Origin of the sequence: Deinococcus aquiradiocola, from assembly GCF_014646915.1 — a bacterium.
GTDB lineage: Bacteria > Deinococcota > Deinococci > Deinococcales > Deinococcaceae > Deinococcus > Deinococcus aquiradiocola.
Window position 1 is genome coordinate 148,426 of the sequence record NZ_BMOE01000008.1, and the last position, 23,238, is coordinate 171,663.

Genomic DNA, 23,238 nt, shown 5'->3' on the forward strand with positions numbered 1-23,238 from the left:
GGAATTACGTCGATTGTACACGCTGGCGGAGGGTGAGGGATTCGAACCCCCGGTAGGTTGCCCTACTGCAGTTTTCAAGACTGCTGCCTTCAACCACTCGGCCAACCCCCCTGGTTTGGGTGGGAAGCGCCAGGGCTGGCTGCCTTCAGCGCGTAGAGGAGTATATGTGGCGTTGCTGATTCTGTCAACCCGGGGGCCGGGCGGGAGAACGGAGGGGTCTGCCGGGCGGGCGGCGATGCCGGGTCCGGCTTCTTGACATGTCGGCCGGGCGTCCCTAAAATAGCTAGGCTGTAATGAGGGCCAGAAACGGCCTGAAGTTGTGGCGTGGGGCCTGTGGTGGGTTTAGCTCAGTCGGTTAGAGCGCCGCTCTGTGGAAGCGGAGGTCGTGGGTTCAAATCCCATAATCCACCCCAAACACGAATACCGGGGGACTTCACCTGGCTGGATGCTGGAGTCTGGAGTGTCTATGAATTTCGCCGCCTTCGCGGTGGGGCCCGAGGGCCAAGCTGCGGCAAGCGGTCGTGACTTCTTGCGGGGATGGCGGAACTGGTAGACGCGCCAGATTTAGGCTCTGGTATCGAAAGATGTGAGGGTTCAAGTCCCTTTCCTCGCACCATAAGCGTGAAGCGGCCCTCCTGTAGGGCCGTTCCTTTTTGAAGACCGTTTCAGGGTTACATCCGGAGGAAGAAGACAATGGCAGAACTGGTGAGTCAAAACGGCAACAAGGTGGAGTTCAAGGTCACGGTGCCCGCAGCCGAGGTGAGCCGCGCCTACCAGCAGGTCTGGACCGCCATCTCGCGTGACGTGCGGGTCCCCGGCTTCCGTCCCGGCAAGGCGCCCCGCAGCGTCCTCGCGAAGCGCGTCGGCATGGGCTACGTGGACAGCGAGGTCCGTGACCGCCTGCTGGAAGTCCACTACCCCCAGGCCGCCCGCGAACTGAAGCTGAACCTCGTGGACGCCAGCATCGACCCCGGCGCCCTCAAGGACGGCCAGGCCTTCGACTTCGGCGTGACCGGCGAGACGTACCCGCAGGTGAAACTCGGCGACTGGAAAGGCGTGAGTCTCAGCGCGCAGGCGCCCGAGATCACCGACGAGGTGCTGGAGCAGACCCTCACGGACCTGCGTGAACGCAACGCGACCTTCGAGAGCGTCGAGCGTCCCATCGAGGCGAGCGACATGGTCACCATCCAGGAACTCGCGGAAGGCAGCGAGGAGCAGAGCGGCAGCTACCCCGTGTACCTCGACATGGCCGAAGCGCACGTGCGCGACGCCCTCGTCGGCAAGAACAAGGGCGACGAGGTCGAGATCACCGTTCCCGCCCACCAGCACGGCGACCACGAGCACCCCGCCCACACCGTCAAGGTGCGCGTGGAGGACGTCAAGCACAAGCAGCTGCAGGCGCTGGACGACGAGTTCGCGAAGTCCCTGAACTTCGAGTCGCTCGACCGTCTGCGCAGCGACCTGAAGACCGAACTCGAGACCCGCGCGGGCCGCGAGGGCGACACTGCCCGCCGCGAGGAGTTCGTCACGGCCCTCACGGAAGGTATGGAGGTCGAGATTCCCCAGGCGCTCCTGGGCAACCGCCGTGAGGCGATGCTCGAGGAGATCCAGGCGGACCTGTCCCGCCAGGGCGTCAAGTGGAGCGAGTACGAGAGCTTCATGCAGGAGCAGGGCAAGCTCGACGAGTTCATGGCGGACCTCGCCAAGAACGCCGAGACGCGCGTGCGCCGCGACCTGGCGCTCGAACAGCTCGCCGAGGACCAGGGCCTGCAGCTGACGGACACGCAGTTCAACGCGGCCCTCAGCGCGCTGGCGCAGTCGAACAACATGACCGTGCAGCAGCTGCGCACCCAGCTCGGGCCGAACGGCCTGAACGGCTACTACGCCAGCATCGTGCGCGAGCAGGCGCTCAGCCAGGCCATCAGCCAGCTCGGCCAGCCGGAAACGGCCGAGCAGAAGGACGCGCCCGCCGAAGAGACGGAAACCGCGCCCACCGAAACCGCCGAGTAATCCGGCCCCCCAGCAGCGCCCCCCGGTCCACACGGCCGGGGGGCGCTGCTCTGCTGTTCCTTGGCGCTTGCGGTGGGCGTGCCGCCGGGCCGCGCACTGCCCCTCAGGGTTCGGTGTGGTGTTCCAGCTGGCGGCTGAGCCGCTGGTGGTCCATGCGGCGCTCGCTGACGCGCATCAGCTCCTCCGGGGTGCTCGCGTCGGCGGGACTGCAGGCGAGACCGGAACTGACGCGCGGAATGCACGCACCCGGCGCGGCGGTCCCCTGCAGGGCGCGGCAAACGAGGTCGTTCGCCTGCGCCTCCGTGAGGTAAGGAGCGAGGACCGCCAGCACCGGCCCGTCCAGCCGGTACGTGCGCCCCAGTGGCAGGAAGGCCTCCTGCAGCCGGGACGCGAAGGCCCGCAGGGCCTCGTCGGGCATGGCGTCTTCCGGGGGGCGGTCCTGTCCGGGCGGCGTGAAGTCACAGTGCAGCGTCAGGACCGTGACGGCGGCACGCGCGCTCACCGGTCCCGGCCCGGACAGGACCGGCGTGAGCAGACCCTCGAGCGCCTCCACGAACGCGCGGCGGTTCGGGAGGCCCGTCAGGGTGTCCTGCACCGCCATGCGTGCGGGCTCCGACGCGGCCGCCTCCGCCGCCTGCCGCGCGCTCCCGAGGTCCTGCGTGCGGGCCAGCAGCAGCTGCTCGAACACGCTGAGCACGTCCGCGTCACTCCCATCCGTGCCGTCCGCGTCGTCTTCGCCGTCCGGGTCGTGATCGCTGCCCAGCACCTGCAGGGCCGTCTCCACGATCAGCGGGTCGAAGTGCGTGCCCGCCGAGCGGCGCACCTCCTGCAGCGCCTCCTCGCGCGTCCAGGCGGCCTTGTACGGCCGGGCCTGCGTGAGCGCGTCGAACACGTCCGCGAGCGCCACGATCCGGCCCGTCAGCGGGATCTGCGTGCCGCTCAGCCCGATGGGGTACCCGCTCCCGTCCCAGCGTTCGTGGTGTGTCAGGGCGATCTCCTCGGCCAGCTGCAGCAGTTCCGAACGGCCGCCCGACAGGATGCGCGCCCCGATCAGGGTGTGCGTCTTCATCTGGTCGAACTCCTGCGCGCTCAGCTGCCCGCGTTTGAGCAGGATCGCGTCCGGAATGCCGATCTTGCCGACGTCGTGCAGGCGCGCCGCGACGCCCAGCAGCCGCGCGCGTTCCGCCGTCCACCCGAGCGCGCGCGCGATGCGGGCGGCCGCCCGGCCCACGCGGCGCGTGTGCTCGCCGGTCGTGTCGTCGCGGTACTCGGCGGCCATCGCGAGGCGCGTCACGACCTCGTGCTGCGCCCGCGCGAGTTCCGCCGTGCGCTGCTGCACCTGCGCCTCGGCCGCGTGCAGGCCCTCCTGAGCGAGTTCCGTCCGCACGCGGTACACGTCCGCGTCATGCCGGGCGCGTTCCACCTCGAAACGCACGCTGAGGTTGCGGGTCTGCCGGTCGCGCTCCACGTTGAAGAGTTCGTCCTTCACGCTCAGGTGCGCCTGCAGGTGCTCGTACGCCTGCCGGTAGTCGCCCTCCTGCTGCGCGAGTTCGGCGAGCAGCTGCTGCGCTTCGGCCTCCGCGCTCCGGTTCTGGCAGTCGAGCGCCAGGCCGAGCGCCTCCCCGACCTGCTCGCGCGCGGCGCTCACCTCGCCCAGCGTCTTCTGCACGCGGCCCAGGTGCAGGCGCGCCTCCAGTTCCCCCTGCGTGTCCCGCAGTTCCAGCGCCAGTTCCAGTGCCGAGATGTGCGCGCCGAGCGCGTCCCTGGGGCGGCCCGTCCGCTGGTGCAGCAGGCCCAGGCTGTCCAGCGTGGACAGTTCCGTCGTGCGGTAGCCCGCCTCCCGGCTGAGCTGCAGGGCCTGCCCGAGCTGCTCGGCCGCCGCCGTGAACTGCCCTGCCTGCAGGGAGAACGTGCCGAGGTTCAGGTGAGTGGTCGTCAGGAGCAGGGTGTCGCCGCTCTCGCGGGCCGCCGTGAGGGCCGACGTGGCCACCTCGACCGCCAGCGCGTGATCCTGGTTCGCGGCGTGCGCCGACGCGAGGCTGTTCAGGATGCAGCCCTCCGCGTGGGCGTCCTGCAGGCCCGACTGGTACAGGCGGTACGCGCGGCCGAGCGTCTCGATGGCCGCGTGGAACTCCCCGAAGGTCGTCTGCAGGCTCCCGATGTTCGTGAGGCACGACGCCTGCCCCGGCAGGTGCCCGAGCCGCGTCCACACGCGCAGCGCCGTCTCCAGCGACAGCAGCGCCTCCCGCGCCTCGCCGCGGTTGAACTGCGCGCCCGCCAGCGCGTTCAGGGCCGTGGCGGACAGCGTCTGCGCGTCCGGCGTGTCCAGCGGCTGCACGAGCAGCAGGGCCGCGCGCAGGTCGCCTTCCGCCGCCTCGAAGGCTCCCTGGTTCAGGTGCAGGCGGCCGCTCAAGGTGAGCGCCTCCGCGTGCTGCACGGGCATGTCCAGCGCCGCGAACGCCCTGGCGGCGCGGCCCGCCGCCACGAGGGCCGCGTGCGGTTCCGCCGCCACGAGGGCCTGCGCGAGCAGCAGGTGCGCGCCCGCCTCCCCGGCCCGGTCCCCGAGCAGTTCCGTGAGCGCGAGGTAGTCCTGCGCCCGCGCCAGCAGGTCCGGGGAACGCTGTTCGAGCAGCGTGGCCAGTTCCGCCTGCAGGGCATGCAGCGCCCCCGGCCCCTCCGGTGCCGGAGGGGCCGTCTGACGCGGCGGGAGACTCAAGACGTTCCTCGCCTACCGGACCGTTCTGCCGAGGAAGGCCGAGAGGTCCACGCGGCCACTGCCGAGCCGCCCCGCGTACGGCAGGTTCGGGAGCAGGCCGTCCACTTTCGTCGCGCTGCCGCGCAGGGCGCCCGTCAGGTCGTCCACGCCGACCTTCAGCGGCTGCCCGAGCGCGAGGGCCAGACCGCCCGCCACTTCCGGCGCGGACATGCTCGTGCCGGTCCACGCGGCCAGCAGGCCGTCCGGGGCAGGCGCGTACACGTGCTCGCCCGGCGCGAGCAGCGACAGGTCCCTGCCGTAACTGGAGAACAGCGACTTCACGTCGGCCGCGTCCACGCTGCCCACCCCGAGCAGGTTGCCGACGTCCGGGGCGTTCGCGGCCGGGTACGTGAGGCGGGTGCTGCCGTCGTTCCCGGCAGACGCGATCACCGGAATGTGCCGGGCAGCGGCCGACGCGACGGCGTCCCGCACGGCCCTAGAGTCCTTCGCGCTGCCGAGACTGAGGTTGATGACGTTCGCCCCGTGGTCCGCCGCCCAGCGCACCGCGAGCGCCACGTTCGCCACCGTCCCCACCCCGTTCGCGTCCAGCACGCGCAGCGGCATGATCTTCGCGTTGGGCGCGATCTGCAGCACGATCCCGGCCACGTTCGTCCCGTGCCCGTAACCGCCCGTGCCGAGCACCCCTTCCTCCTGTGGCACGCGGTCCGCGCCCACGTAGTCCTGCCACGTCGAGGGGTCCGTCAGGGCGCCCTCGAAGGCCGGGTGCGTCAGGTCAAGGCCGGTGTCGATGACGGCCACCGTGACGCCCTCCCCGAGGGCCGGGGCGAGCGCCTGCGCCTGCTGCAGGTGCACCTGCGTCCAGGTGGCGGTGTTCTGCGGGACGGGCGCGTACGTGCCGCCCGCCCACGCGATCCGCGCGCCCTGCGTCCAGGCCTGCAGGCTCCCGCCCGCCCAGGCGATGCGTGCGCCCTCCATGCCCACCAGCAGCGTCCCGGTCGCCCGGAAGGCCGCGCCGTTCGCCTCCACCGTCACGGGCCGCCCCAGGCGACCCACGCCCTGCGCGGCGAGGGCCACAGGGGCCTGCACGCCCACGATCGCCTCGCAGTCCACGGTCACGCCGGACGCGCAGCCCGCGTCGTTCCACGAGAGGACCGTGCCGTGCAGGGCCGCCCCGACGGACGAGGGCGAGTCGCCCGCCTGCAGCGGCACCGTCACCAGCGACACCGGCTGCAAGACGGGCGGAGCGGTCGCCTGCGAGGCCTGAGGCGGGGTGGGGGAGGAACTGCAGGCGGACAGCAGGGCCGCCGTGAGGGCGAGGGACAGCAGGGACAGGGAGGGTCGGGCGTGGGTCATGAGGCGTCCTTGGCGTTCAGGGGAGGGTACGGCGGGAGAGCGTGGCGGGCGGGCACGTCCTTTCAGTGTCACGATAGACGTCGGCCCTTCACCACTTGCTTACAAACGTTCACATTCAAGGCCGCGTCCCCCGTGGCGCCCGGCGTGATTGTCCCGGCGCGCGCCTGCTAGCCTGCCGTCATGACCGCTCCCGCTGACCTCCACCCCGCCGAACCGCAAGGCCGCGCCACCCCCCTGCACTTTGCGCTCGGGTACGGGGCGGGCGTCCTCGTGTACCTGCTGGTGCGCCTCCTCGGCGGCCTGAACCCCAACCCCTGCGAGGGCCAGACGGTCGTGGCCCTCATCGCGCCGCTGCTGCTCGGCCCGGGCGGACTGGGCCTCGCCGCCAGCCAGTGGAACCGCCCGCCCCGCGCGATCTTCGGGCTGGGCCTCGTCGTCGCGTCGCTCTTCCCGGCGCTGTTCCTCGGAGCGCGCGACATCGCGGGCCTGCGCAACTTCGGCTGCGCGGGCGGGTACGTCGTCATCAGCCCCATGACCGGCAAGGGCTTCAGCGAGACGACCCTCACCGCCGGAACCCGCCAGCAGCTGCGCGTGCGCGTCGGCGGCTTCGACGTCAAGGCCCGCCCCGACCGCTTCACGCTGCAGGCGCAGGCCACCAACCCCCTGAAGGCCACGCCCGCCCCCGTCACCGTGACCCTCGCCCGCACGCAGGACGTGCAGCTCGGGCAGGAAGTGCCGCTCACGCTCAGCGCCGCGCCGGACGGCCCCACCCAGCAGTACACCGTGAACGTGAACGTCGTGCAGGAAGGCGGCCGCACCGCCAGCGGCACCCTCACCGTGAACGTCGAAGGCCGCGCCCGCTGACCGCCCCCGCCGCGTCCCTGCGGTCCCTCCAGCACGCCTTCCGGAGCGTGCGCTCGGTCAGAAAAGCTGCACAGCCGCTCCGGCAGATGCTCTACACTCCCCGCATGACCATTCCGCGCGTCGGCGACCAGCACTCCCAGACCGATCAGCAACGCAAGGCCGACGACGTGCAGGCGATGTTCGCGTCCATCGCGCACCGCTACGACCTGCTCAACCGCGTCCTGAGCCTCGGCGTGGACCGGGGCTGGCGCCGCGCCGCCGCGCAGGAAGCCCTGCTGCTGCACCCGCACGACCTGCTCGACGTCGCCACCGGCACCGCCGACTTCGCGCTGGAACTCAAGCGCCGCTCACCCGCCACCACCGTGACCGGCTCGGACTTCGTGCCGCAGATGCTCGACATCGGCCGCGCCAAGGCCAGGACGCAGCACCTCGACATCCGCCTCGAAGAAGGCGACGCGCTGCACCTCCCGTACCCCGACGCCAGCTTCGACACCGTCACCTGCGCCTTCGGCTTCCGCAACTTCTCCGACTACGCGCGCGGCCTCGCCGAGTTCTGGCGCGTCCTGCGGCCCGGCGGCCGCTGCGTGATCCTGGAGTTCCCGCCGCCCGCCCCGGGCGTGTTCGGCAGCATCTTCCGCTTCTACTTCCAGCACATCCTGCCGCGCATCGGCGGCCTGGTGAGCGGTAACGCGGGCGCGTACACGTACCTGCCGGAAAGTGTCCTCGCCTTCCCCGCCCCCGACCGGCTCGCGGGCCTCATGGTCGCCACCGGCTTCCGCACCCGCTACCGCCTGCTGACCTTCGGGATCGCCGCCATCCACGTCGGCGACAAACGCTGAACCGCCGCGCGGCCCACACCGACCCGCGCGCCGCACAGACAAGCAGAGGGGTCCGGCGCTGACGGCGTTCCGGACCCCTCTCCTCATGCCGCCACGCCCACCGGTGTGGGCGCACGCTGTCGTGCTCACGCGCGTTCCGGGAGTTGAACGCCAAGCGTCGGGTTTCCTCTCGTACCACTCGGGGTGAACCCGCAGCCACCGTGCGACTCGGTCGGAATCCGTCCTACATCCACATGCGGTGGTCGGCCAGCATACAGCGGTCCTGAATCACGCTGATGCCCGCCGCCACCAGCTGCGCGGCCACCCCGTCGTCCCGGATGCCCTGCTGCATCCAGACGACCTTCGGGAGCGGCTGCATCGCCAGGATGTCCGCGAGGTGCTCGTGCACCCTGTCGGAGCGTCGGAACACCTCCACCACGTCCACCGGCCCGGGCAGGTCCGCCAGGGTGGACGCGACGGGACGCCCGAAGAAACTCTCGCCCCTGGCCGCCAGGGCCGGGTTGACCGGCAGGATGGTGTACCCCTGCCGGTCCAGGTACTCCGGCACGTAATGGGCGGGCTTGCCGGGATCGCGGTGAAAGCCGATCACGGCCACCACCCGGCTGTCCTCCAGCACCTTCATGACGTCCGTACGGGCGGTGAGGAGCGTCACGCGTCCGCTCCCGCGTGTGCGGCCACTTCCAGGAACGCTTCCCTGGCCGCCTGCAGCGTCGCCTGCAGTTCCGTGTCGCCGTGCACGCCGCTCACGAAGATGCTCTCGAACTGGCTGGGCGCCCAGTACACGCCGCGCCTCAGCAGGCCCTGGAACCACACGGCGAAGGCGGCCGTGTCGGACCGTGCCGCGTCGGTGTACGTCGCGACCGGTCCCGCCTGGAAGAACACCGTCAGCATGCTGCCCACGTGGTTGATGCACACGGTCACGCCCGCCTCGTCCGCCGCCGCCTGCAGGCCCTGCGCGAGCCGTTCGGTGTACGCGTCCAGCCTCGCGTACAGGCCGGGGTCGTCCTGCAGGGCCTGCAGGGTCGCGAGACCGGCACTCATGGCGAGCGGGTTGCCGCTCAGCGTGCCCGCCTGGTACACCGGTCCCTGCGGCGACACGAAGTCCATGATCTCGGCCCGCCCGCCGTACGCGCCGACCGGGAGGCCCCCGCCGATGATCTTGCCCCAGCAGCTCAGGTCCGGCGTGAGGCCCAGGCGGCCCGTCGCGCCGTTCGCGGACAGCCGGAAGCCCGTCATGACCTCGTCCGCGATGAGCAGCGTCCCGTGCTCCCGCACGCGGTGCAGGGCCGACAGGAAGTCCGGGGTGGGCAGCAGCACGCCCGCGTTTCCCACCACCGGCTCGAAGATCACGGCGGCGATCTCGTGCCCGCGCTCGCGCATCAGCGCGTCCAGCGCCTGCGGGTCGTTGTACTCCGACACCAGCGTCAGGCGCGCGTACTCGTCCGGCACGCCCGCACTGCTCGGCGCGGCCGTGCCCAGCTGGTCGGCGTTCGTCATCAGGCCACTGCCCGCCTCGACCAGCAGCGCGTCCGCGTGCCCGTGGTAGTTCCCGCGGAACTTCAGGGTGTACTTGCGGCCCGTGAAGCCCCGCGCGAGCCGCAGGGCGCTCATGGTGGCCTCCGTGCCGCTGTTCACGAACCGCACCTTCTGCGCGCCCGTCACGCGGCACACGAGTTCCGCGAGGTCCACCTCGCGCCAGCCGGGCGCCCCGAAGCTCGTGCCGTCCTGCGCGGCCTGCACGACCGCGTCCCGCACCGCCGGGTGGTTGTGCCCGAGGATCATGGGGCCCCACGAGCCGATGTAGTCCACGTAGCGCGTGCCGTCCGCGTCCGTGAGGTACGCGCCGTCGGCACTCGCCATGAAGCGCGGCACGCCGCCCACCGAACGGAAGGCCCGCACGGGCGAGTTCACGCCGCCCGGCGTGACGCGGCGTGCCCGGTCGAACAGCGCCTCCGACTGGGCGGTGCTGGCACCGGAAGGCTGAGTGGAATCCACCTTGGAAGTCACGGTCATGCCCTCCACCTTAATGCAAGCGCCGGACCGGATTTGTCTGTTTCGCATGAACGGCCGGGACCGTCAGGCGGACTCGTCGTCCGCGAGCAGGTCGGCCGGGTCGGCATCCTGAGGGTCGGCGTCGGGGAGGTCCGCGTCGCCCTTCAGTTTCAGCTTGCCGACCTCCCGCACCCGGCCCGGCCACAGGCGCGTCGCCTGCTGGTACAGCGGGTGGCCGCGCAGGTCCTGAAGGTCCGCGCCCAGTGGCGTCTGCACGGGGGTGGGGCGCACGTCGTCCGTCCTGCCGCCCGGGGCCGTGCGGGGCCGTGCGGGCGGCACGTCCGGCATGGGGATCGGGGGCGGCGCGGCGGGGGCGCGCTCCACGGCCGCTGCTGTCCGCACCTCCGGCGCGGGCGCGGGCGTGGCGGGCTGGGCGGGCGCCGCGCTGAAGGGACCGCCGAGGTCGTCCCAGTCGGGCTCCTCGAAGATCGGTTCGGGGGGGATGTACACGCGTGATTCCGGCGTGGCGTCCGCTCCGCGCGGTTCCGGCATGGCGTCTGGCGGCAGGGGCGGCGTGTCCGCGACGTGCGCGTTTCCGCCGGTGGCCGGGCCGGGCAGCGGGGCCGGCTCGCGCGCGTCGAGGTTGGCGGGACTCGTGGGCGGCTGACCGGTCACGGTCCGGGCCGGACTGCTCCGGGGCGCACCGAAGGCCGGGATGTCGTCCAGGGACGGTCCGGCGGACGCGGCAGGGGCGGGAGAGACGGGGGTCGGAGAGACGGGGGAGGGAGACGTGGCCCGCCTGCCACGGGCCTCACCGAAAGGGGGGATGTCGTCCAGCGGGGGAGGCGTGACCGGCTGCGGGCGCGGCGCGGGCGCCGGAGCCGGGGCAGCCGCAGCCTGCGCCACCGGCACAGCCGGGGCCGTCTGCGGGGCCGGGTCGGCGGGCGTCCCCGCGCGGCCCCCCACGTGTGCACGGCGGCTGCTCTCGGGGGTCGGCCCGAGCACCTCCAGCGTCACCGGCCCGAACACCTGCGCGACCAGCCGCCCGAGTTCGTCGAACTTGCTGACGACCTGCTTCGCGTGGAAGGTGCTCTTGTCGTCGTAACTGAGGCTCACGTAGCCCTGCTGTGCGTGCATCCGTGCGGGCTTCAGGAAGGCGCGCGTCTGCGAGTTCGCAGCCTTCACCACGTCCGCCCAGTTGCCCTGACCGGCCGGTGCGACCGGCACGGGCGCCGTGCGGGCCGCCGGGCGCGGCGCGTCCAGTGGCGGAATCTCGTCCAGCGCCGACGCAGCGGCAGGCGCGGGCCGTCCCTGCGGCAGCGTCAAGCCGCCCGCCTTCAGGTCCCGCAGTTCCTTCTCCAGCCGCGCGAGGCGCTGCGTCACGTCCGCCGAAGGGGCCGCGCCGGAGGCGGCCTGCGCCGTTCCCCCTGCCACCCCCCCTGCCACGCTGTCGCCCGCGATCAGGGCGTGCGTGAGGGCCAGCTCCAGGCTCTGCAGGTCCGCGCCACGCGCGAACCGCGAGTCCTGTGCGTCCAGCGCCGCCTGCAGCCGCAGCAGGCGCGGCACGTCCGCACCCTCCAGCCGCGCCGTGCCGCCCGCGTCCAGGCCCAGCTCCGCGTGCAGCGCCTGCCCGAGTGCCGTCACCAGCCCCTCCACCACCGTCCGGGCCGCGTAGCCCGCGCGGTACAGGGTGGCCGCGCCGTCCAGCAGGCCGCCCGCGTCGCCCTGCACGAGTGCGCCCGCCATGTCCCGCATCTGCTCGCCGGGCGGCAGGCCCAGCGCAGCCTCCACGCCGGAGCGCGTCACGCTCGCGCCCGCCGCCAGCATGCGCTCCAGCAGGCTCTCGCCGTCACGCATCGCGCCGTCCGCGAGCCGCCCGATCAGCTGCAGCGCCTCGGGTTCCGCCTGCACGCCCTCCAGCGCCGCGATGCCCGCCAGCTTGCCCGCCACCTCTTCCGGCGTCAGGCGACGGAAGCGGTAGTGCTGGCAGCGCGACAGGATCGTCGGAATGATCTTCTCGGGCTCGGTCGTCGCCAGGATGAAGATCACGTGCTCGGGCGGCTCCTCCAGCGTCTTCAGGAGCGCGTTGAAGGCCGCGCGGCTCATCATGTGCGCCTCGTCGAGAATGTAGATCTTCTTGCCGCCGCGCATGGCGGACAGCCCGACCTTCTCGCGCAGTTCGCGCACGTCGTCCACGCTGTTGTTGCTGGCCGCGTCGATCTCCAGCACGTCCGGGTGATTCCCGGCCCGCACCGAGAGGCAGCTCTCGCACTCGCCGCAGGGCTTCAGGCCGCCCCCCTGGCAGTTGGCGGTCATGGCGATGAGGCGGGCCGTGGTGGTCTTGCCGACGCCGCGCGGACCGGAGAACAGGTACGCGTGACCCACCCGTCCCTGCTCCAGCGCCGCCTTCAGCACGTCCTTGACGTGTTCCTGACCCACCACCTGATCCCAGCGAATGGGCCGTGCACGCTGGTAGATGGCTGACATGCCCACAGTCTAGTGCCTGCACGCGGGGAAGAAAGGGCAACGCGTCTCAGGCAGCGGCACGCCAGGGGCGGAACGGCGGGCGAGTGTTATGCTCACTGCATGCACGTCAACGGCACGGACCTGAACGTCGAACAGACCGGGCAAGGCCAGCCCGTCCTCATGCTGCACGGCCTGGGCAGCAACATCGCCGCCCTCGCCCCCGAACGCGAACGTCTCGGCCGCCAGTTCCGCGTCGTCGCCATCGACAGCCGCGGGCACGGCCGCTCCGCACGGCCCGCCGCGTACACCCTGCAGGACCACATCAACGACGTGCTCGGCGTCATGGACGCCCTCGGACTGGAACGTGCCGACGTGATCGGCAGCTCCATGGGCAGTTACATCGCGCAGGGCGTCGCGGCGAGTGCCCCGGACCGCGTGCGGCGACTCGTGCTCATCACCCCGAAAGCCAGCGGGCAGACGTCGTCCGTCGCGCGCTTCCTCGCGGAACACGCGGACGCCGTGCGCGGCCTGACGCCCTCCCAGGTGCAGGCGTACGTCGCGAACGGCATCTTCGCGCCGGAGACGCCGCAGACGGTCCGGGACGCCCTGGCCGCCCGCACCGCCGAACATGCCGCCGCCGGGCTCACCCTCACGCCCGAACAGGACCTCGCCGCGCAGCGTGCCCTGGAAGGCTTCGACTTCCGGCCCGTCCTGCCGCGCGTGACCGCCCCCACCCTCGTGATCAGCGGACGGCACGACCCGCTCAACCCCGTCCGGGACGGCGAGGAGGTCGCCCGCCTCATCCCGAACGCGCGACTGGAGGTGCTGGAACACGCCGGGCACCTGCCCTCGCTGGAAGAACCGGACCGGCTGTGGACGCTCGTCGAGGCGTTCCTGAACGGCTGACCAGCTGCACACACCCGCCCGCCACGCCTCCGGTCAGGCGGTCACGCCGCCCTCCAGCACCTCGAACACGTCCAGGGCCGGATCGAGACGCGCCTGAGCGCCGAACGGCAGCGTCAACTGCGGACTGGTGTGCCCGAAATCCACGTTCGCCAGCACCGGCAGGTCCTCCCGGCCCGCCTCCCACAGCACCCGCCGCACCCAGCCGTACAGGGCCTCCACCCGCTCCGGCGTGTACCCCCTGGGGCGCGCCAGCACCAGGCCTGCCGCGCCCGCCAGCAGGCCCTGCGCCGCGAAATTCCGCAGCCAGTACCCCACCTGCGCGGGCGCCGGCACGTCCTCCGACGTCTCCAGGCACAGGACCGCGCCGCGCCACAGGGCAGGCTCCGGCCAGCCGGGCGTGCCGTTCAGCATGTCCAGCACCTCCAGGCACCCGCCCATCAGGTGCCCCTGCACGGGCCGCTCGCCCTGCAGCCACACCCACCCCCCGGACGGCGCGAAGGTCCGCCGCACCTCCTGCAGGTCCGGGTCCAGCCACTCCCGGTGCTGCTCCGTCCACTCCGGCGCGGGCCGGAGCCGGAAGCCGCGCGCGTCCATCACGGCCTGCCGCACCCCGCGCGACACGTACCCGTGCATGCCGCCGTGCTCCGCGAGGTCCGTCAGCAGGGCCGGACCGTGGAAGCTCGTCACGCCCGCCCGCAGGAACTGCAGGTGCGTCACGGTGCTGTCACTGAAGCCCAGGAACACCTTCGGGTGCGCCCGGATGACCGCCGGGTCCAGCAGCGGCAGCAGGCGCACGCTGTCGTCGCCGCCCAGCGTGCTCAGCAGGCCCGCCACCTCGCGGTTCTCCAGCGCCCAGTGCAGGTCGTCCGCCCGCGCCTGCGGGTTGCGGTACAGGTACGCCTCGCCGCGCAGGGCGTTCGGGGCGGGCACCACTCGCCACCCCAGCTCGGCCCGCACCTGCCGCCGCCCCGCCTCGTACCGGTGCGGGACGCGCGCCACGAACCCGCTGCTCAGACTGAGGGCCGCCACCACGTCCCCCTCACGCAGGGCCGCCGGACGCACGAAAGACATCACGCTCATGCCGCAGGGTACGGCCCGCGCCCTGTACGCCGGAAGCGCCAGATGGCGTACCGCTCCGCCCGCCCGCTATACCCAAGCGCTACTCCCGCCTGTTAGCCTGAACGTCATGACGCCTGCCCTCACCTCCGTGCCCGTCCCCGCGCTCCGCCGGAGCGTCCCGTGAACCCGCAACTGAGCGCCGTGCTGCTCGGCGTCGTCGAGGGCCTCACGGAATTCCTGCCGATCTCGTCCACCGGGCACCTGATCGTCGCGGAGAACCTGATCGGGTACCGCGACGCGGGCGAGACCTTCACCATCGTGATCCAGCTCGGCGCGATCCTCGCCGTCGTCTTCTACTACTGGAAGCTGCTCATCAGCAAGCTCTCGGGCCTGTTCCGGGGCGACCAGCCGTCCCTGCGCTTCTGGCTGAACATCGTGGTCGCGTGCATTCCCGCCGCCGTGATCGGCCTGCTGTTCGAGAAGAAGATCAAGGGCCTGCTGTTCACGCCCACCGTCGTCGCCATCAGCCTGATCGTGGGCGGCATCATCCTGTACGTCATCGAGCAGCGCCGCGCCACGACCGCGCACACCGAGGAGGGCGCGGAACCGGACCTGGACCGCATCACGCTGCGGCAGGCGCTGTGGGTGGGCGTCGCTCAGGTGTTCTCGGTGCTGTTCCCCGGCACGTCCCGCTCCGGGTCGAGCATCGTGGGCGGCCTGCTGGCCGGCATGAACCGCGTGACCGCGACGGCCTTCTCGTTCTTCCTGGGCATCCCTCTGCTCGGCGCGGCGGGCCTGTACAGCCTGTACAAGGCGCGCGACACGCTGTCGCAGGTGGCGGGCGGCACCCCGGCCCTCCTGACCGGGACGGTCGTGTCGTTCGTGGTGGCCCTCGCGTCCGTGAGCTGGCTGCTGCGCTACGTGTCCCGCAACGACTTCCGCGGCTTCGCCATCTACCGCGTGGTGGCGGGCATCGTCATCCTGGTGCTCGTCGGGGCAGGCGTCATCACCCACACCTGATCCCTGCCCCGTGAGCTGTCTGCGCCGCCCGGTCCCCGCTGACCGGGCGGCGCCCTGTCAGGGCCGGTATGCTGGCCGGTGATGCCCGCTGACCTGCTCTCCCCGGACGCGCACGCGCTCGCCGTTCACCTGCACGACCGGCTGATGCCCACCTGGGAGGCCCTGGCCCTCCCGGCCCGCTGGACGCCCGCCGACCTGCCCGCGGACCTCGCGCCGCTCGCGGTGGACGCGTGGCGGGCGGCAGACGTGCCGGACGTCCTGCGGGAACGCCGGGTGGAGCTGATCGTGGCCGCGCACGACGACGCGGCCGTGCGGCACGGTCTGAAGAGCGGGGCGGACGCCGTGGTGCTGGACTTGGACGACGTGTTCTCGCCGCGCGCCGGGAACCTGCGGCGCGCGTACCGGAACTTCCCGGCGTACGCCGCGCTGCCGGGCGTGTTCCTGACGCGCGTGCGGCCCCTCGCCCACCGGGAGCCGCGCGCCACACTGAACGGCCGGGCGGCCGTGGCGGGCCTGCTGGACCTCGCCGCGTGCATGACGGCCTTCCGGGCAAGAGAGGTGCTGCTGTACCTCCCGAAGATCGACAGCGTGCCCGAAGCGCGCTTCTGGCGGGACGCGCTGACGCTCGCGGAACGCTGGCTGCAGCTGCCGGAAGGCCGCGTGCGCGTGTGCCTGCAGATCGAGACGCTGCCCGGCCTGCTGCGCGCCGAGGCGCTGCTGCACGAACTGCGCGGGTACGCGTACGGCCTGAACGCGGGCCGCTGGGATTACGTGTTCAGCGTCGTCAAGCACCTCGGGCCGCACCTGCCCGCCCCGCTGCCGGAACGTGCGCGGCTCGGGATGAACGAGCCGTCCATGCAGGCGTACGCGCGGCAGATCGTGTCGGTGTGCGCCGCGCACGGCGCGCAGGCGGTGGGCGGCACGGCCGCCGTGGCCCTGACCGGGGACCCCGGCCGCGACCGGGCCGCCCTGGACGCCGTGCGCGCCGACAAGGACCGCGAGGCCGCGCAGGGCTTCGTGGCCGCCTGGGCAGGCCGTACGGAGCTGCTCGGCGCCGTCCGTGACGCCTTCCGCACCCCCGCCCCGCCCCCACGGCCGGAGGATCACCGCGCGGCGGCCCTCGACCTGCCGTTCGCGGCGCACGTGCCGGAGGAGGCCGTGCGGGACGCGCTGGGCGTGGCGCTCGCCGTGCTGGGCGCGTGGCTGGCCGGGGTGGGCGACGTGGCGCGCGCCGGACGCTCCGAGGACACCGCCACCGCCGAACTCGCCCGCGCGCACCTGCAGCACTGGCACGCGCGCGGCCTGCTGGACCGGGACGCGTACCTGCACCTGCGGCGCGAACAGCAGCCGGACGACGCGCCCGCCGCGCGACTGCTGGACGCCCTGGTGCTGACGGACACGCCCGCAGCGTACTTCCCGGCGGTCGCCGAGACCCTCTTTCCCGAGGCGGCCCTCCCCGACGCACCCTGAGCGTCCAGGCCGGACCGCACCCTGGCAGAATGGAGGCATGACCGCCACCCTCACCCCGCCGGACCTCGCGGCCCTCACGGCCGACCTCATGACGCGCGTCGCGGCGCTCTGCGAGCACACCGAAGTGCCCGGCACCATCCAGCGCACCTTCCTCAGTCCCGCCGCGGCCGCCATGCACGCCGACCTGAGCGCCTGGGCGACCACGCTCGGCCTGGACGTGCGCGTGGATGAGGCCGGGAACTGGCGGGCCGCGCTGCCCGCCGCGCAGCCGGACGCGCCGACCTTCCTGATCGGGTCGCACCTCGACACCGTCCCGGACGGCGGGCGGTACGACGGTCTGCTCGGCGTGACGATGGGCGTCGCGCTGGCCGGGGCGCTGCGCGCGGCGGGCGCGATCCTCCCGTACCGGCTGGAGGTGCTGGGCTTCACGGAGGAGGAAGGCGTGCGCTTCGGCGTGCCGTTCATCGGGAGCCTCAGCACGCTCGGGCAGGCCGCCGACCTGCTCGACCTGACGGACGCGGCGGGCGTCAGCGTGCGGCAGGCCATGCGGGACTTCGGGCTGGACGACGCGCGCCTGCCGAACGCCGCCCTGACGGGCGAGCACCTCGGCTTCCTGGAGTTCCATATCGAGCAGGGCCCCGTGCTGGAGGCGGCCGGACAGCCGCTCGGCGTGGTCAGCGCCCTCGTCGGGCATCACCGCGCGAAGGTGACGTTCACGGGCCGCGCGAACCACGCGGGCACCACCCCCATGCACCTGCGGCACGACGCCCTCACCGCCGCCGCCGAATGGATGCTGGAGGCCGAACGCACCGCGCAGGACACGCCGGGCCTCGTGGCGACCGTGGGCCGCGTGCAGGCCTTCCCCGGCGCGTCCAACGTCATCCCGGGCCGCGCGGAACTCACGCTGGACCTGCGGCACGCGGACGACACGCTGCGCGCCCGGAAACTCGCGGACCTGCACGCGGCCCTCGAACGGATCGGCGCGGCGCGCGGCGTGCAGGTCAGCCTGGACGTGCTGACCGTCATTCCGGCCGTGCCTCTCGACGACGCGCTGCGCGCCGCCCTGCACCGCGCGGCGCACGCCGCCGGGCTGGACGCGCCGGAACTCGTGAGCGGCGCCGGGCACGACGCCATGATCGTGGCGCGCGCCATGCCCGCCGCGATGCTGTTCCTGCGCACGCCGGGCGGCCTGAGCCACCACCCGGACGAGACGGTGTCCGGCCAGGACGTGCAGGCGGCCCTGCAGGTCGCGTGGCACTTCCTGCTGAACCTGCCCAGGAGGGGCGCGTGAAGCACCTCGGCGTCACCCGCAGCCGTCACCTGACGGACCACGCGCTCATCACGCCCGACACCTTCGTCCGCACCCGCATGGCCGAATGGGGAGACGCGGGCATCATCGTTCACATCTCGCCCGTGATGGGGACGGGCGCGCGCTTCACGCAGTTCACGGCGGAACTGCGGGCCGGGACGACCGTGCACGCCCCGCGCTCCCTGCAGCAGCGCTTCGTGTTCGTGCTGGACGGCGAGGTGAACGTCACCGTGAACGGCGAGACGCGCACCCTGCACCCCTCCGATTACGTGTACCTGCCCGCCGGACGGCCGCACACCCTCACGTCCGGCGCGCCCGCCCGCGTGAGCGTCTTCGAGAAGCCCTTCCAGCCGGAGGAAGGCCAGCCGGAGGAGGGTCAGCCCGCCGACGCGCGCCGCGTCCCGGACGTGCACTGGGGCAACGAGCGCGACGTGCCCGGCACGCCCTTCGAGGGCGACGATCACCTGCTCGCCCGGAAACTCCTGCCGGACGAACTGCACTTCGACTTCATGGTGTCCACCATGAGCTTCGCGCCCGGCGCGAGCCTCCCGTACACGGAAGTGCACTACATGGAGCACGGCCTCCTGATGCTGGAAGGCGAAGGCCTGTACAAGCTCGGCGAGCACTACTACGCCGTGCAGACGGGCGACGTGATCTGGATGGGCGCGCACTGCCCGCAGTGGTACGCCGCGCTGGGCCGCGAGTGGAGCAAGTACCTGCTGTACAAGGACATGAACAGGAACCCCATCAGCACAGGGACGCACCACCGAATCTAGAAAGAGGGAGGGGTCGCCCCCGACCGGTTGCCCCATCAGCACAGAGACGCACCACCGAATCTAGAAAGAGGGAGGGGCCGCCCCCGACCGCCGGCCCTGTCGGCACAGAGACGCACCGCCTGCGCTGGGGGCCGTGCTGCTGTGTCCGGAACAGCATGGGAATGCCCCCGCGTGGCTGATCGGGGGGCGGGTCTTGACGGTCCGGGTCATACGGTTTTGATCCGGTTCCAGGGATGCCGGGAACAGCACCTACATCCCTTCTTGGGCAGAACGGACGCCCTACAGGACGCCTGACCGCTTCCACCTCCTCAAAACCGTAGTTTTTGATGCTCGCTCCGCTCGGCTGAACTTTTGGAGTTCAGCTCAAAACCGGATCAGGTGTGCGTGGTTTCGATGCGGTGGCGCTGGAACCATCGGTACGTTTTCCGGAAGCCGCCTTCGAGGGTGGTTTCGGGCGTCCAGCCGGCCCGGCCGAGTCGGCCGAGTTCGGCGACGTCGTCCCGCTGGATGTTGCGGTGCAGGAGGCGGCGTTCGGGCGCGCGCGGGTCGGGGGTGGGCGTGTCGAAGCTGAATTCGCCGTGGTAGCCGGTGACGGCCTTGACGGTGTCCGCGAGTTGCCGCAGGGTGTGGCGTTCGTGTGGGCGGATGACGAGCGTGCCGGGTTCGGACAGGTGCTCGATCAGGAAGAGGCAGGCGTCGGCGAGGTCGTCGATGTACAGCAGGTCGCAGGGGGAGCTGCTGTGGCCGTACAGGTGCACGGTGCTCTGGCCGGTGTCGCTGGCGCGCAGGACCTTGCGGAAGAGGGCGCTGACGAGGTTCCCGCGTGGCGCGTCGAGCCACAGGCCGGGGCCGTACAGGCCGCCCGCGAGGGCGCTGGAGAAGTGGCAGCCGTACTGGGTGCGGTAACTGTCGCACAGTTCGGTCATGATGGTCCCGGCGGCCTCGCGGGCGCGCTGGCTCTCGGCGACGAGTTCGGCCTGCAGGTAGTCGTCCTCGCCGGGCGCGGGGTCCTGCAGGGTCGGGTCGAAGAGGGTCGGGTCGCAGTCGATGCACAGCAGGCGGTCCACTTCGTACAGGTACGAGGCGTGGATGACGCTGGTGATCATCATGAGGGCGTGCCGCAGCCACGTGGCGGGCGTGAGGCGGTCGTCGCCGCTGAGGCTGACGGGCAGCAGGAACACGTAGTCGGGCAGGTGCTCCTCGAAGAACGCGTTGACGGCGGCGGGTTCCCAGCTGCCGGGCGCGTGGTCGTCGCGCGTGACGATGCGGGTGTACCCGAGGCCCTGCAGGTGCCGCACGATGGAGCGCCCCACGATCTCGTTGTGGCCGGTCACGAGGATTTTGGCGTCCAGGGCGAGTTTCACGGTAAACCTCAGGGTCGGGTGTGGGGCGGCGCTTGAAGTCCGTTCACGGCCGGGCGTGAACGACAGCAGGTTGATTGCAATGAATCGGTCAAAATCATGAATTCAGGCGGATTTTACTTTAATTTTCCTTCGATGACAACGGTGATGCGTGCCGTGAGAGCTGACGTTCAGGCCACCCGGCCGGCCCGAGGTGACCCTGCCGAGCCGACACGACCTCTTTCTTCTTTACTTTGAGCCAGCAGGCGTAAAGCCATCGCTAAGCGCCGCCATGCCGGGGAGACCCGAAGGAGGGGCCGAGGAACGATTCCGTTCACGTGCGCTTCTCGGACGCGCTTTTGCGTTCGCGTAACACTGCCGGCAACAGGGTCACGCACGGCCAGATTGTGCTCCATGCGGTCCGTCGACGGGTGTGGCGTGCCCTTCCGCCCTTTACTGGCCGGGGGAGGTGAGGGCGCCGGGCACGGTGGAGTCCGTGCCGGTCGTGCTGCCGTCCGTACTGTTCTGGGTGCCGCTCTGATCCGTGCCGTTCTGGTCGGGGAGGGGTTGCAGGTCGCCGGGAACGCTCTGCGTGTCGCCGGGCGTGGTCTGGGTGGGGTCGGGGGTGGGCTGCGTGCCGTTCTGGTCCGGGGTGGCCTGCTGCGCGGCCTGATCGCGTGCGGCCTGCTCTGCGGCCGCCTGGTCACGCGCGGCCTGTTCGGCAGCGGCCTGCTGTTCGGCGGCCGCCTGTTCCTGCGCGGCCTGATCGCGCGCCGCCTGTTCTGCCGCGGCCTGCTCCTGGGCGGCCTGTTCGGCGACGGCCTGCTCTGCCGCCTGCTGTTCCGCCGCGGCCTGTTCCTGCGCGGCCCGGTCGCGTGCGGCCTGCTCGGCGGCCGCCTGCTGCTCGTCCGTGCGGCTGGGCGCGGGCGGGTCCTGCGTGGCCGGGTCCTGCGCGGGCGAGCTGTTCCCGCCGAACAGGCCGCCCAGGAAGCCGCCGTTCTGCTCGACCTTGAAGGCCATCTGCACGCCGCGCACGCGCCGGAACTCGATGTCGGCGGGCGCCTGGAACGCTGCGGCGGGCTGCCCGTCCAGCGTGCCGGAAGCCGCTGCCTGCCAGATGGGGGCGGCGACGTCGCCGCTGTACGCGGATGCGGGCAGGGAGGTGTTGTCGCCGCGGCCTACCCATACCGCGCCGCTGAGGCCCGGCGTGACGCCCGCGAACCACAGGTCGCGGATGTCGTTGGTGGTGCCGGTCTTGCCGCCCACCTCGCGCCCGTCGATGCGGGCCTTCCAGCCGAGGCCGCCCTGGGCGGGCGTGAGGTCGTTCACGACGCCCCGGATGAGGTCCAGGCCCAGGTACGCCGTCTGCGCGTCCCACACGCGCTGCCCGCCGGAACGGTTCACGGTCAGGATGGTCTTGCCGCCCTCCGTGACGCGCGTGATGAGGCGCGGCGCGTAGTACGTGCCGCCGTTCGCGAAGGGCGCGTACGCGGCCGCCATCTGCAGCGGGCTCGCTTCGAGCGCCCCGATGGCGAGCGGCAGGCCGGTGTCCGGGGCGGGGGAGAGGCCCAGTTCCCGCAGTTTCGACACGAAGCTGTTCAGGCCGAGCTGCTGCGCGAGCCGCACGGTGGGCAGGTTCAGGGAGTGGTCGAGGGCGTAGCGGAGCGTCACGCGCCGCCCCGTGTACGTGCCGCTGTAGTTCTTCGGCTGGTAGTCGCCGTCCAGGGGCGCGTCGAGGACCGTGTCGGACTGCTTCCAGCCTTTCGCGAGGGCCAGGGTGTACAGCAGCGGTTTGATGCTGCTGCCCACCTGCCTGCGGGCGCGCGTGGCGTTGTTCCACTGCTCCAGCACGCCGTCCCCGAGCTTCTGGCCGACGATGGCCTTCACGTCGCCGCTCTGCGGGTCGAGGAGGGCGAGACCCAGCGTCGCGCCGTCCGGGATGCGGGCGCGCAGGCTGGCGTTCTCGGCGCTCGTCTGTGCCTGCCGGTCCATGGTGGTGTACACCGTCACGTCCGAGCGGTACAGGACGCTGCGGCCCAGCCGTTCCGACAGGTCGCGCTCCACGGCGTCCAGGAAGCCGTCCGCGAAGCGCACCTGCGGGGCGGGCGAACGGAGGCGTTTGGCATCCCGGTCGCTGAGCGACGCGGACAGCAGGCGGCCGTTGCCGTCGTAGCGGACGGTCCACCCGACGGGCCTCAGCGGGTAGCGCCACGCGGCGTCCGCTTCGGCGCGCGTGGCGCGGCCGTCCTGCACCATGCGGTCGAGGATGTTGCGGATCAGGGGGCGGTACGCGGCGTAGTCGTTGTACCGGCGGGCGTTCGGGAGGAGCGTCGCGAGGTACACGCTCTGCGCGAGGTTCAGGTCGCGGGCGTTCACGCCGAAGTACGTGCGGGCCGCGTCCTGCGCGCCGAGCAGGTCGGTGCGGCCCACGCCCCAGTACACGACGTTCAGGTACGCGGTGAGGATCTCTTCCTTGTTGAAGCGCCGCTCGACCTGCACGGCCATCAGGGCTTCCTTGAGCTTGCGGGTGAGGGTCTTCTCCTGCCCGATGTCGGCGAGGAGCGTGCTGCGCACCACCTGCTGCGTGATGGTGCTGCCGCCCTGCTGGTCGCCCGTCGCGCTCGCCACCACGGCCCGCGCGAGGCCGCGCAGGTCCAGCCCGCCGTGCTGGTAGAAGCGCGTGTCCTCGCTCGTCACGACGGCCCTGCGCAGCCAGGGGCTCATGTCGCCCTGTTTGAGCAGGTCGCGGTTCACGCGCGCGCCGCTCGACAGGGACGGCGTGAGCGCCCCGATCACCTGCCCGCGCGCGTCGACGACGGTGGCCTTGCCGCCGTACTCGAGGACGTTCAGGTCGTCCACGCGGCGCAGGTCGCCCTGCCACAGCAGCAGCATGCCGAGCAGGCCCACCCCGGCCAGCAGGGCCAGGATCAGCAGGGTCCTGAAGAGGTTCGTGATCAGCCGCATGGCGGGCCAGCCTGGAGGGAGGGATAGGTCATGACCGTCTGCAGACAGAATATTGAGACCGGTAGAAATTCAGGTTGCTACACTGGCTGGGACATGGCACTCTGGCAGCCCTCCAGGTACACCCGCCCCCAGCTCGAAGAACGGCGACTCGCTG

Annotated in this window: 16 protein-coding genes and 3 tRNA genes; 10 read left to right on the plus strand and 9 right to left on the minus strand. The window is 71.9% G+C overall.

Features of this window, described 5'->3' with window-relative positions:
* Window positions 1-23: 23 nt before the first annotated feature.
* A tRNA-Ser gene (locus IEY33_RS12585) sits at window positions 24-111 on the minus strand.
* 225 nt (window positions 112-336) lie between these two features.
* On the opposite strand from IEY33_RS12585, the gene IEY33_RS12590 reads away from it, so the two are divergent.
* The 3 genes from IEY33_RS12590 to tig all read left to right on the plus strand — a co-directional run bounded on the left by IEY33_RS12590 (window position 337) and on the right by tig (window position 2,010).
* A tRNA-His gene (locus IEY33_RS12590) sits at window positions 337-413 on the plus strand.
* Window positions 414-531: 118 nt separating this feature from the next.
* Window positions 532-616, plus strand: a tRNA-Leu gene (locus IEY33_RS12595).
* Between the two features lie 77 nt (window positions 617-693).
* Window positions 694-2,010, plus strand: coding sequence for a trigger factor (gene tig, locus IEY33_RS12600; RefSeq protein ID WP_188963617.1), 1,317 nt, complete (start codon window positions 694-696; stop codon window positions 2,008-2,010).
* A gap of 103 nt (window positions 2,011-2,113) precedes the next feature.
* Here tig and IEY33_RS12605 read toward each other — a convergent pair whose 3' ends face one another.
* Entirely contained in the window at window positions 2,114-4,726 is a 2,613-nt protein-coding gene (locus IEY33_RS12605) for an HD domain-containing phosphohydrolase (protein ID WP_188963618.1), read from the minus strand.
* Between the two features lie 12 nt (window positions 4,727-4,738).
* Window positions 4,739-6,079 carry a S8 family serine peptidase gene (locus IEY33_RS12610; protein WP_188963619.1) on the minus strand — a complete coding sequence of 447 codons (1,341 nt, stop codon included), beginning with the start codon at window positions 6,077-6,079 and terminating at the stop codon, window positions 4,739-4,741.
* Window positions 6,080-6,259: 180 nt separating this feature from the next.
* Between IEY33_RS12610 and IEY33_RS12615 the strand changes: the two genes are divergently transcribed.
* Together IEY33_RS12615 and ubiE are read left to right on the plus strand one after the other, a co-directional pair.
* The gene (locus tag IEY33_RS12615; RefSeq protein WP_188963620.1) at window positions 6,260-6,943 is read left to right on the plus strand and encodes a hypothetical protein; all 684 of its coding nucleotides are present in this window, start codon (window positions 6,260-6,262) and stop codon (window positions 6,941-6,943) included.
* A gap of 104 nt (window positions 6,944-7,047) precedes the next feature.
* Complete coding sequence (gene ubiE, locus IEY33_RS12620; RefSeq protein ID WP_188963621.1) at window positions 7,048-7,782, plus strand: bifunctional demethylmenaquinone methyltransferase/2-methoxy-6-polyprenyl-1,4-benzoquinol methylase UbiE; 735 nt, start codon at window positions 7,048-7,050, stop codon at window positions 7,780-7,782.
* 223 nt (window positions 7,783-8,005) lie between these two features.
* Here ubiE and IEY33_RS12625 read toward each other — a convergent pair whose 3' ends face one another.
* The 3 genes from IEY33_RS12625 to dnaX form a co-directional block, all read right to left on the minus strand.
* Window positions 8,006-8,434, minus strand: a complete 429-nt coding sequence (locus IEY33_RS12625; RefSeq protein WP_229670991.1) for a CoA-binding protein — start codon at window positions 8,432-8,434, stop codon at window positions 8,006-8,008.
* Window positions 8,431-9,795 carry a glutamate-1-semialdehyde 2,1-aminomutase gene (gene hemL / locus IEY33_RS12630; protein WP_188963622.1) on the minus strand — a complete coding sequence of 455 codons (1,365 nt, stop codon included), beginning with the start codon at window positions 9,793-9,795 and terminating at the stop codon, window positions 8,431-8,433. The genes IEY33_RS12625 and hemL overlap by 4 nt, the downstream gene beginning before the upstream one ends.
* A gap of 63 nt (window positions 9,796-9,858) precedes the next feature.
* Window positions 9,859-12,261: a DNA polymerase III subunit gamma/tau gene (gene dnaX / locus IEY33_RS12635; RefSeq protein WP_188963623.1), complete on the minus strand. Its 2,403-nt coding sequence runs from the start codon at window positions 12,259-12,261 to the stop codon at window positions 9,859-9,861.
* Window positions 12,262-12,360: 99 nt separating this feature from the next.
* On the opposite strand from dnaX, the gene IEY33_RS12640 reads away from it, so the two are divergent.
* Window positions 12,361-13,146 carry an alpha/beta fold hydrolase gene (locus IEY33_RS12640; protein ID WP_188963624.1) on the plus strand — a complete coding sequence of 262 codons (786 nt, stop codon included), beginning with the start codon at window positions 12,361-12,363 and terminating at the stop codon, window positions 13,144-13,146.
* 33 nt (window positions 13,147-13,179) lie between these two features.
* Here the strand turns inward: IEY33_RS12640 and IEY33_RS12645 are convergent, their stop codons facing one another.
* Entirely contained in the window at window positions 13,180-14,226 is a 1,047-nt protein-coding gene (locus tag IEY33_RS12645) for a S66 family peptidase (RefSeq protein ID WP_188963625.1), read from the minus strand.
* Between the two features lie 159 nt (window positions 14,227-14,385).
* Here IEY33_RS12645 and IEY33_RS12650 point away from each other — a divergent pair, with 159 nt between their 5' ends.
* From IEY33_RS12650 to allE, 4 genes are all read left to right on the plus strand, one after another.
* Window positions 14,386-15,225 carry an undecaprenyl-diphosphate phosphatase gene (locus tag IEY33_RS12650; RefSeq protein WP_188963626.1) on the plus strand — a complete coding sequence of 280 codons (840 nt, stop codon included), beginning with the start codon at window positions 14,386-14,388 and terminating at the stop codon, window positions 15,223-15,225.
* Window positions 15,226-15,306: 81 nt separating this feature from the next.
* Window positions 15,307-16,695, plus strand: a complete 1,389-nt coding sequence (locus tag IEY33_RS12655) for an aldolase/citrate lyase/malate synthase family protein (protein WP_229670992.1) — start codon at window positions 15,307-15,309, stop codon at window positions 16,693-16,695.
* Window positions 16,696-16,732: 37 nt separating this feature from the next.
* Window positions 16,733-17,986 (plus strand): allantoate amidohydrolase, encoded by a 1,254-nt coding sequence (locus IEY33_RS12660; RefSeq protein WP_188963627.1) that lies wholly within the window; start codon window positions 16,733-16,735, stop codon window positions 17,984-17,986.
* Window positions 17,983-18,780, plus strand: a complete 798-nt coding sequence (gene allE / locus IEY33_RS12665) for a (S)-ureidoglycine aminohydrolase (protein ID WP_188963628.1) — start codon at window positions 17,983-17,985, stop codon at window positions 18,778-18,780. Before IEY33_RS12660 ends, allE begins: the two co-directional genes overlap by 4 nt.
* A gap of 374 nt (window positions 18,781-19,154) precedes the next feature.
* Here allE and IEY33_RS12670 read toward each other — a convergent pair whose 3' ends face one another.
* Entirely contained in the window at window positions 19,155-20,144 is a 990-nt protein-coding gene (locus tag IEY33_RS12670) for an NAD-dependent epimerase/dehydratase family protein (protein ID WP_188963629.1), read from the minus strand.
* Between the two features lie 429 nt (window positions 20,145-20,573).
* Window positions 20,574-23,084 carry a transglycosylase domain-containing protein gene (locus IEY33_RS12675; RefSeq protein ID WP_188963630.1) on the minus strand — a complete coding sequence of 837 codons (2,511 nt, stop codon included), beginning with the start codon at window positions 23,082-23,084 and terminating at the stop codon, window positions 20,574-20,576.
* Window positions 23,085-23,238: the final 154 nt, after the last annotated feature.

Bases quoted from the DNA above. Each gene is read 5' to 3' on its own strand.
- IEY33_RS12655 (WP_229670992.1), top strand. From the start codon at position 15,307: ATGCCCGCTGACCTGCTCTCCCCGGACGCGCACGCGCTCGCCGTTCAC.
- ubiE (WP_188963621.1), top strand. From the start codon at position 7,048: ATGACCATTCCGCGCGTCGGCGACCAGCACTCCCAGACCGATCAGCAA.
- IEY33_RS12675 (WP_188963630.1), bottom strand. From the start codon at position 23,084: ATGCGGCTGATCACGAACCTCTTCAGGACCCTGCTGATCCTGGCCCTG.
- tig (WP_188963617.1), top strand. From the start codon at position 694: ATGGCAGAACTGGTGAGTCAAAACGGCAACAAGGTGGAGTTCAAGGTC.
- dnaX (WP_188963623.1), bottom strand. From the start codon at position 12,261: ATGTCAGCCATCTACCAGCGTGCACGGCCCATTCGCTGGGATCAGGTG.
- IEY33_RS12660 (WP_188963627.1), top strand. From the start codon at position 16,733: ATGACCGCCACCCTCACCCCGCCGGACCTCGCGGCCCTCACGGCCGAC.
- IEY33_RS12615 (WP_188963620.1), top strand. From the start codon at position 6,260: ATGACCGCTCCCGCTGACCTCCACCCCGCCGAACCGCAAGGCCGCGCC.
- IEY33_RS12610 (WP_188963619.1), bottom strand. From the start codon at position 6,079: ATGACCCACGCCCGACCCTCCCTGTCCCTGCTGTCCCTCGCCCTCACG.
- IEY33_RS12640 (WP_188963624.1), top strand. From the start codon at position 12,361: ATGCACGTCAACGGCACGGACCTGAACGTCGAACAGACCGGGCAAGGC.
- hemL (WP_188963622.1), bottom strand. From the start codon at position 9,795: ATGACCGTGACTTCCAAGGTGGATTCCACTCAGCCTTCCGGTGCCAGC.
- IEY33_RS12645 (WP_188963625.1), bottom strand. From the start codon at position 14,226: ATGAGCGTGATGTCTTTCGTGCGTCCGGCGGCCCTGCGTGAGGGGGAC.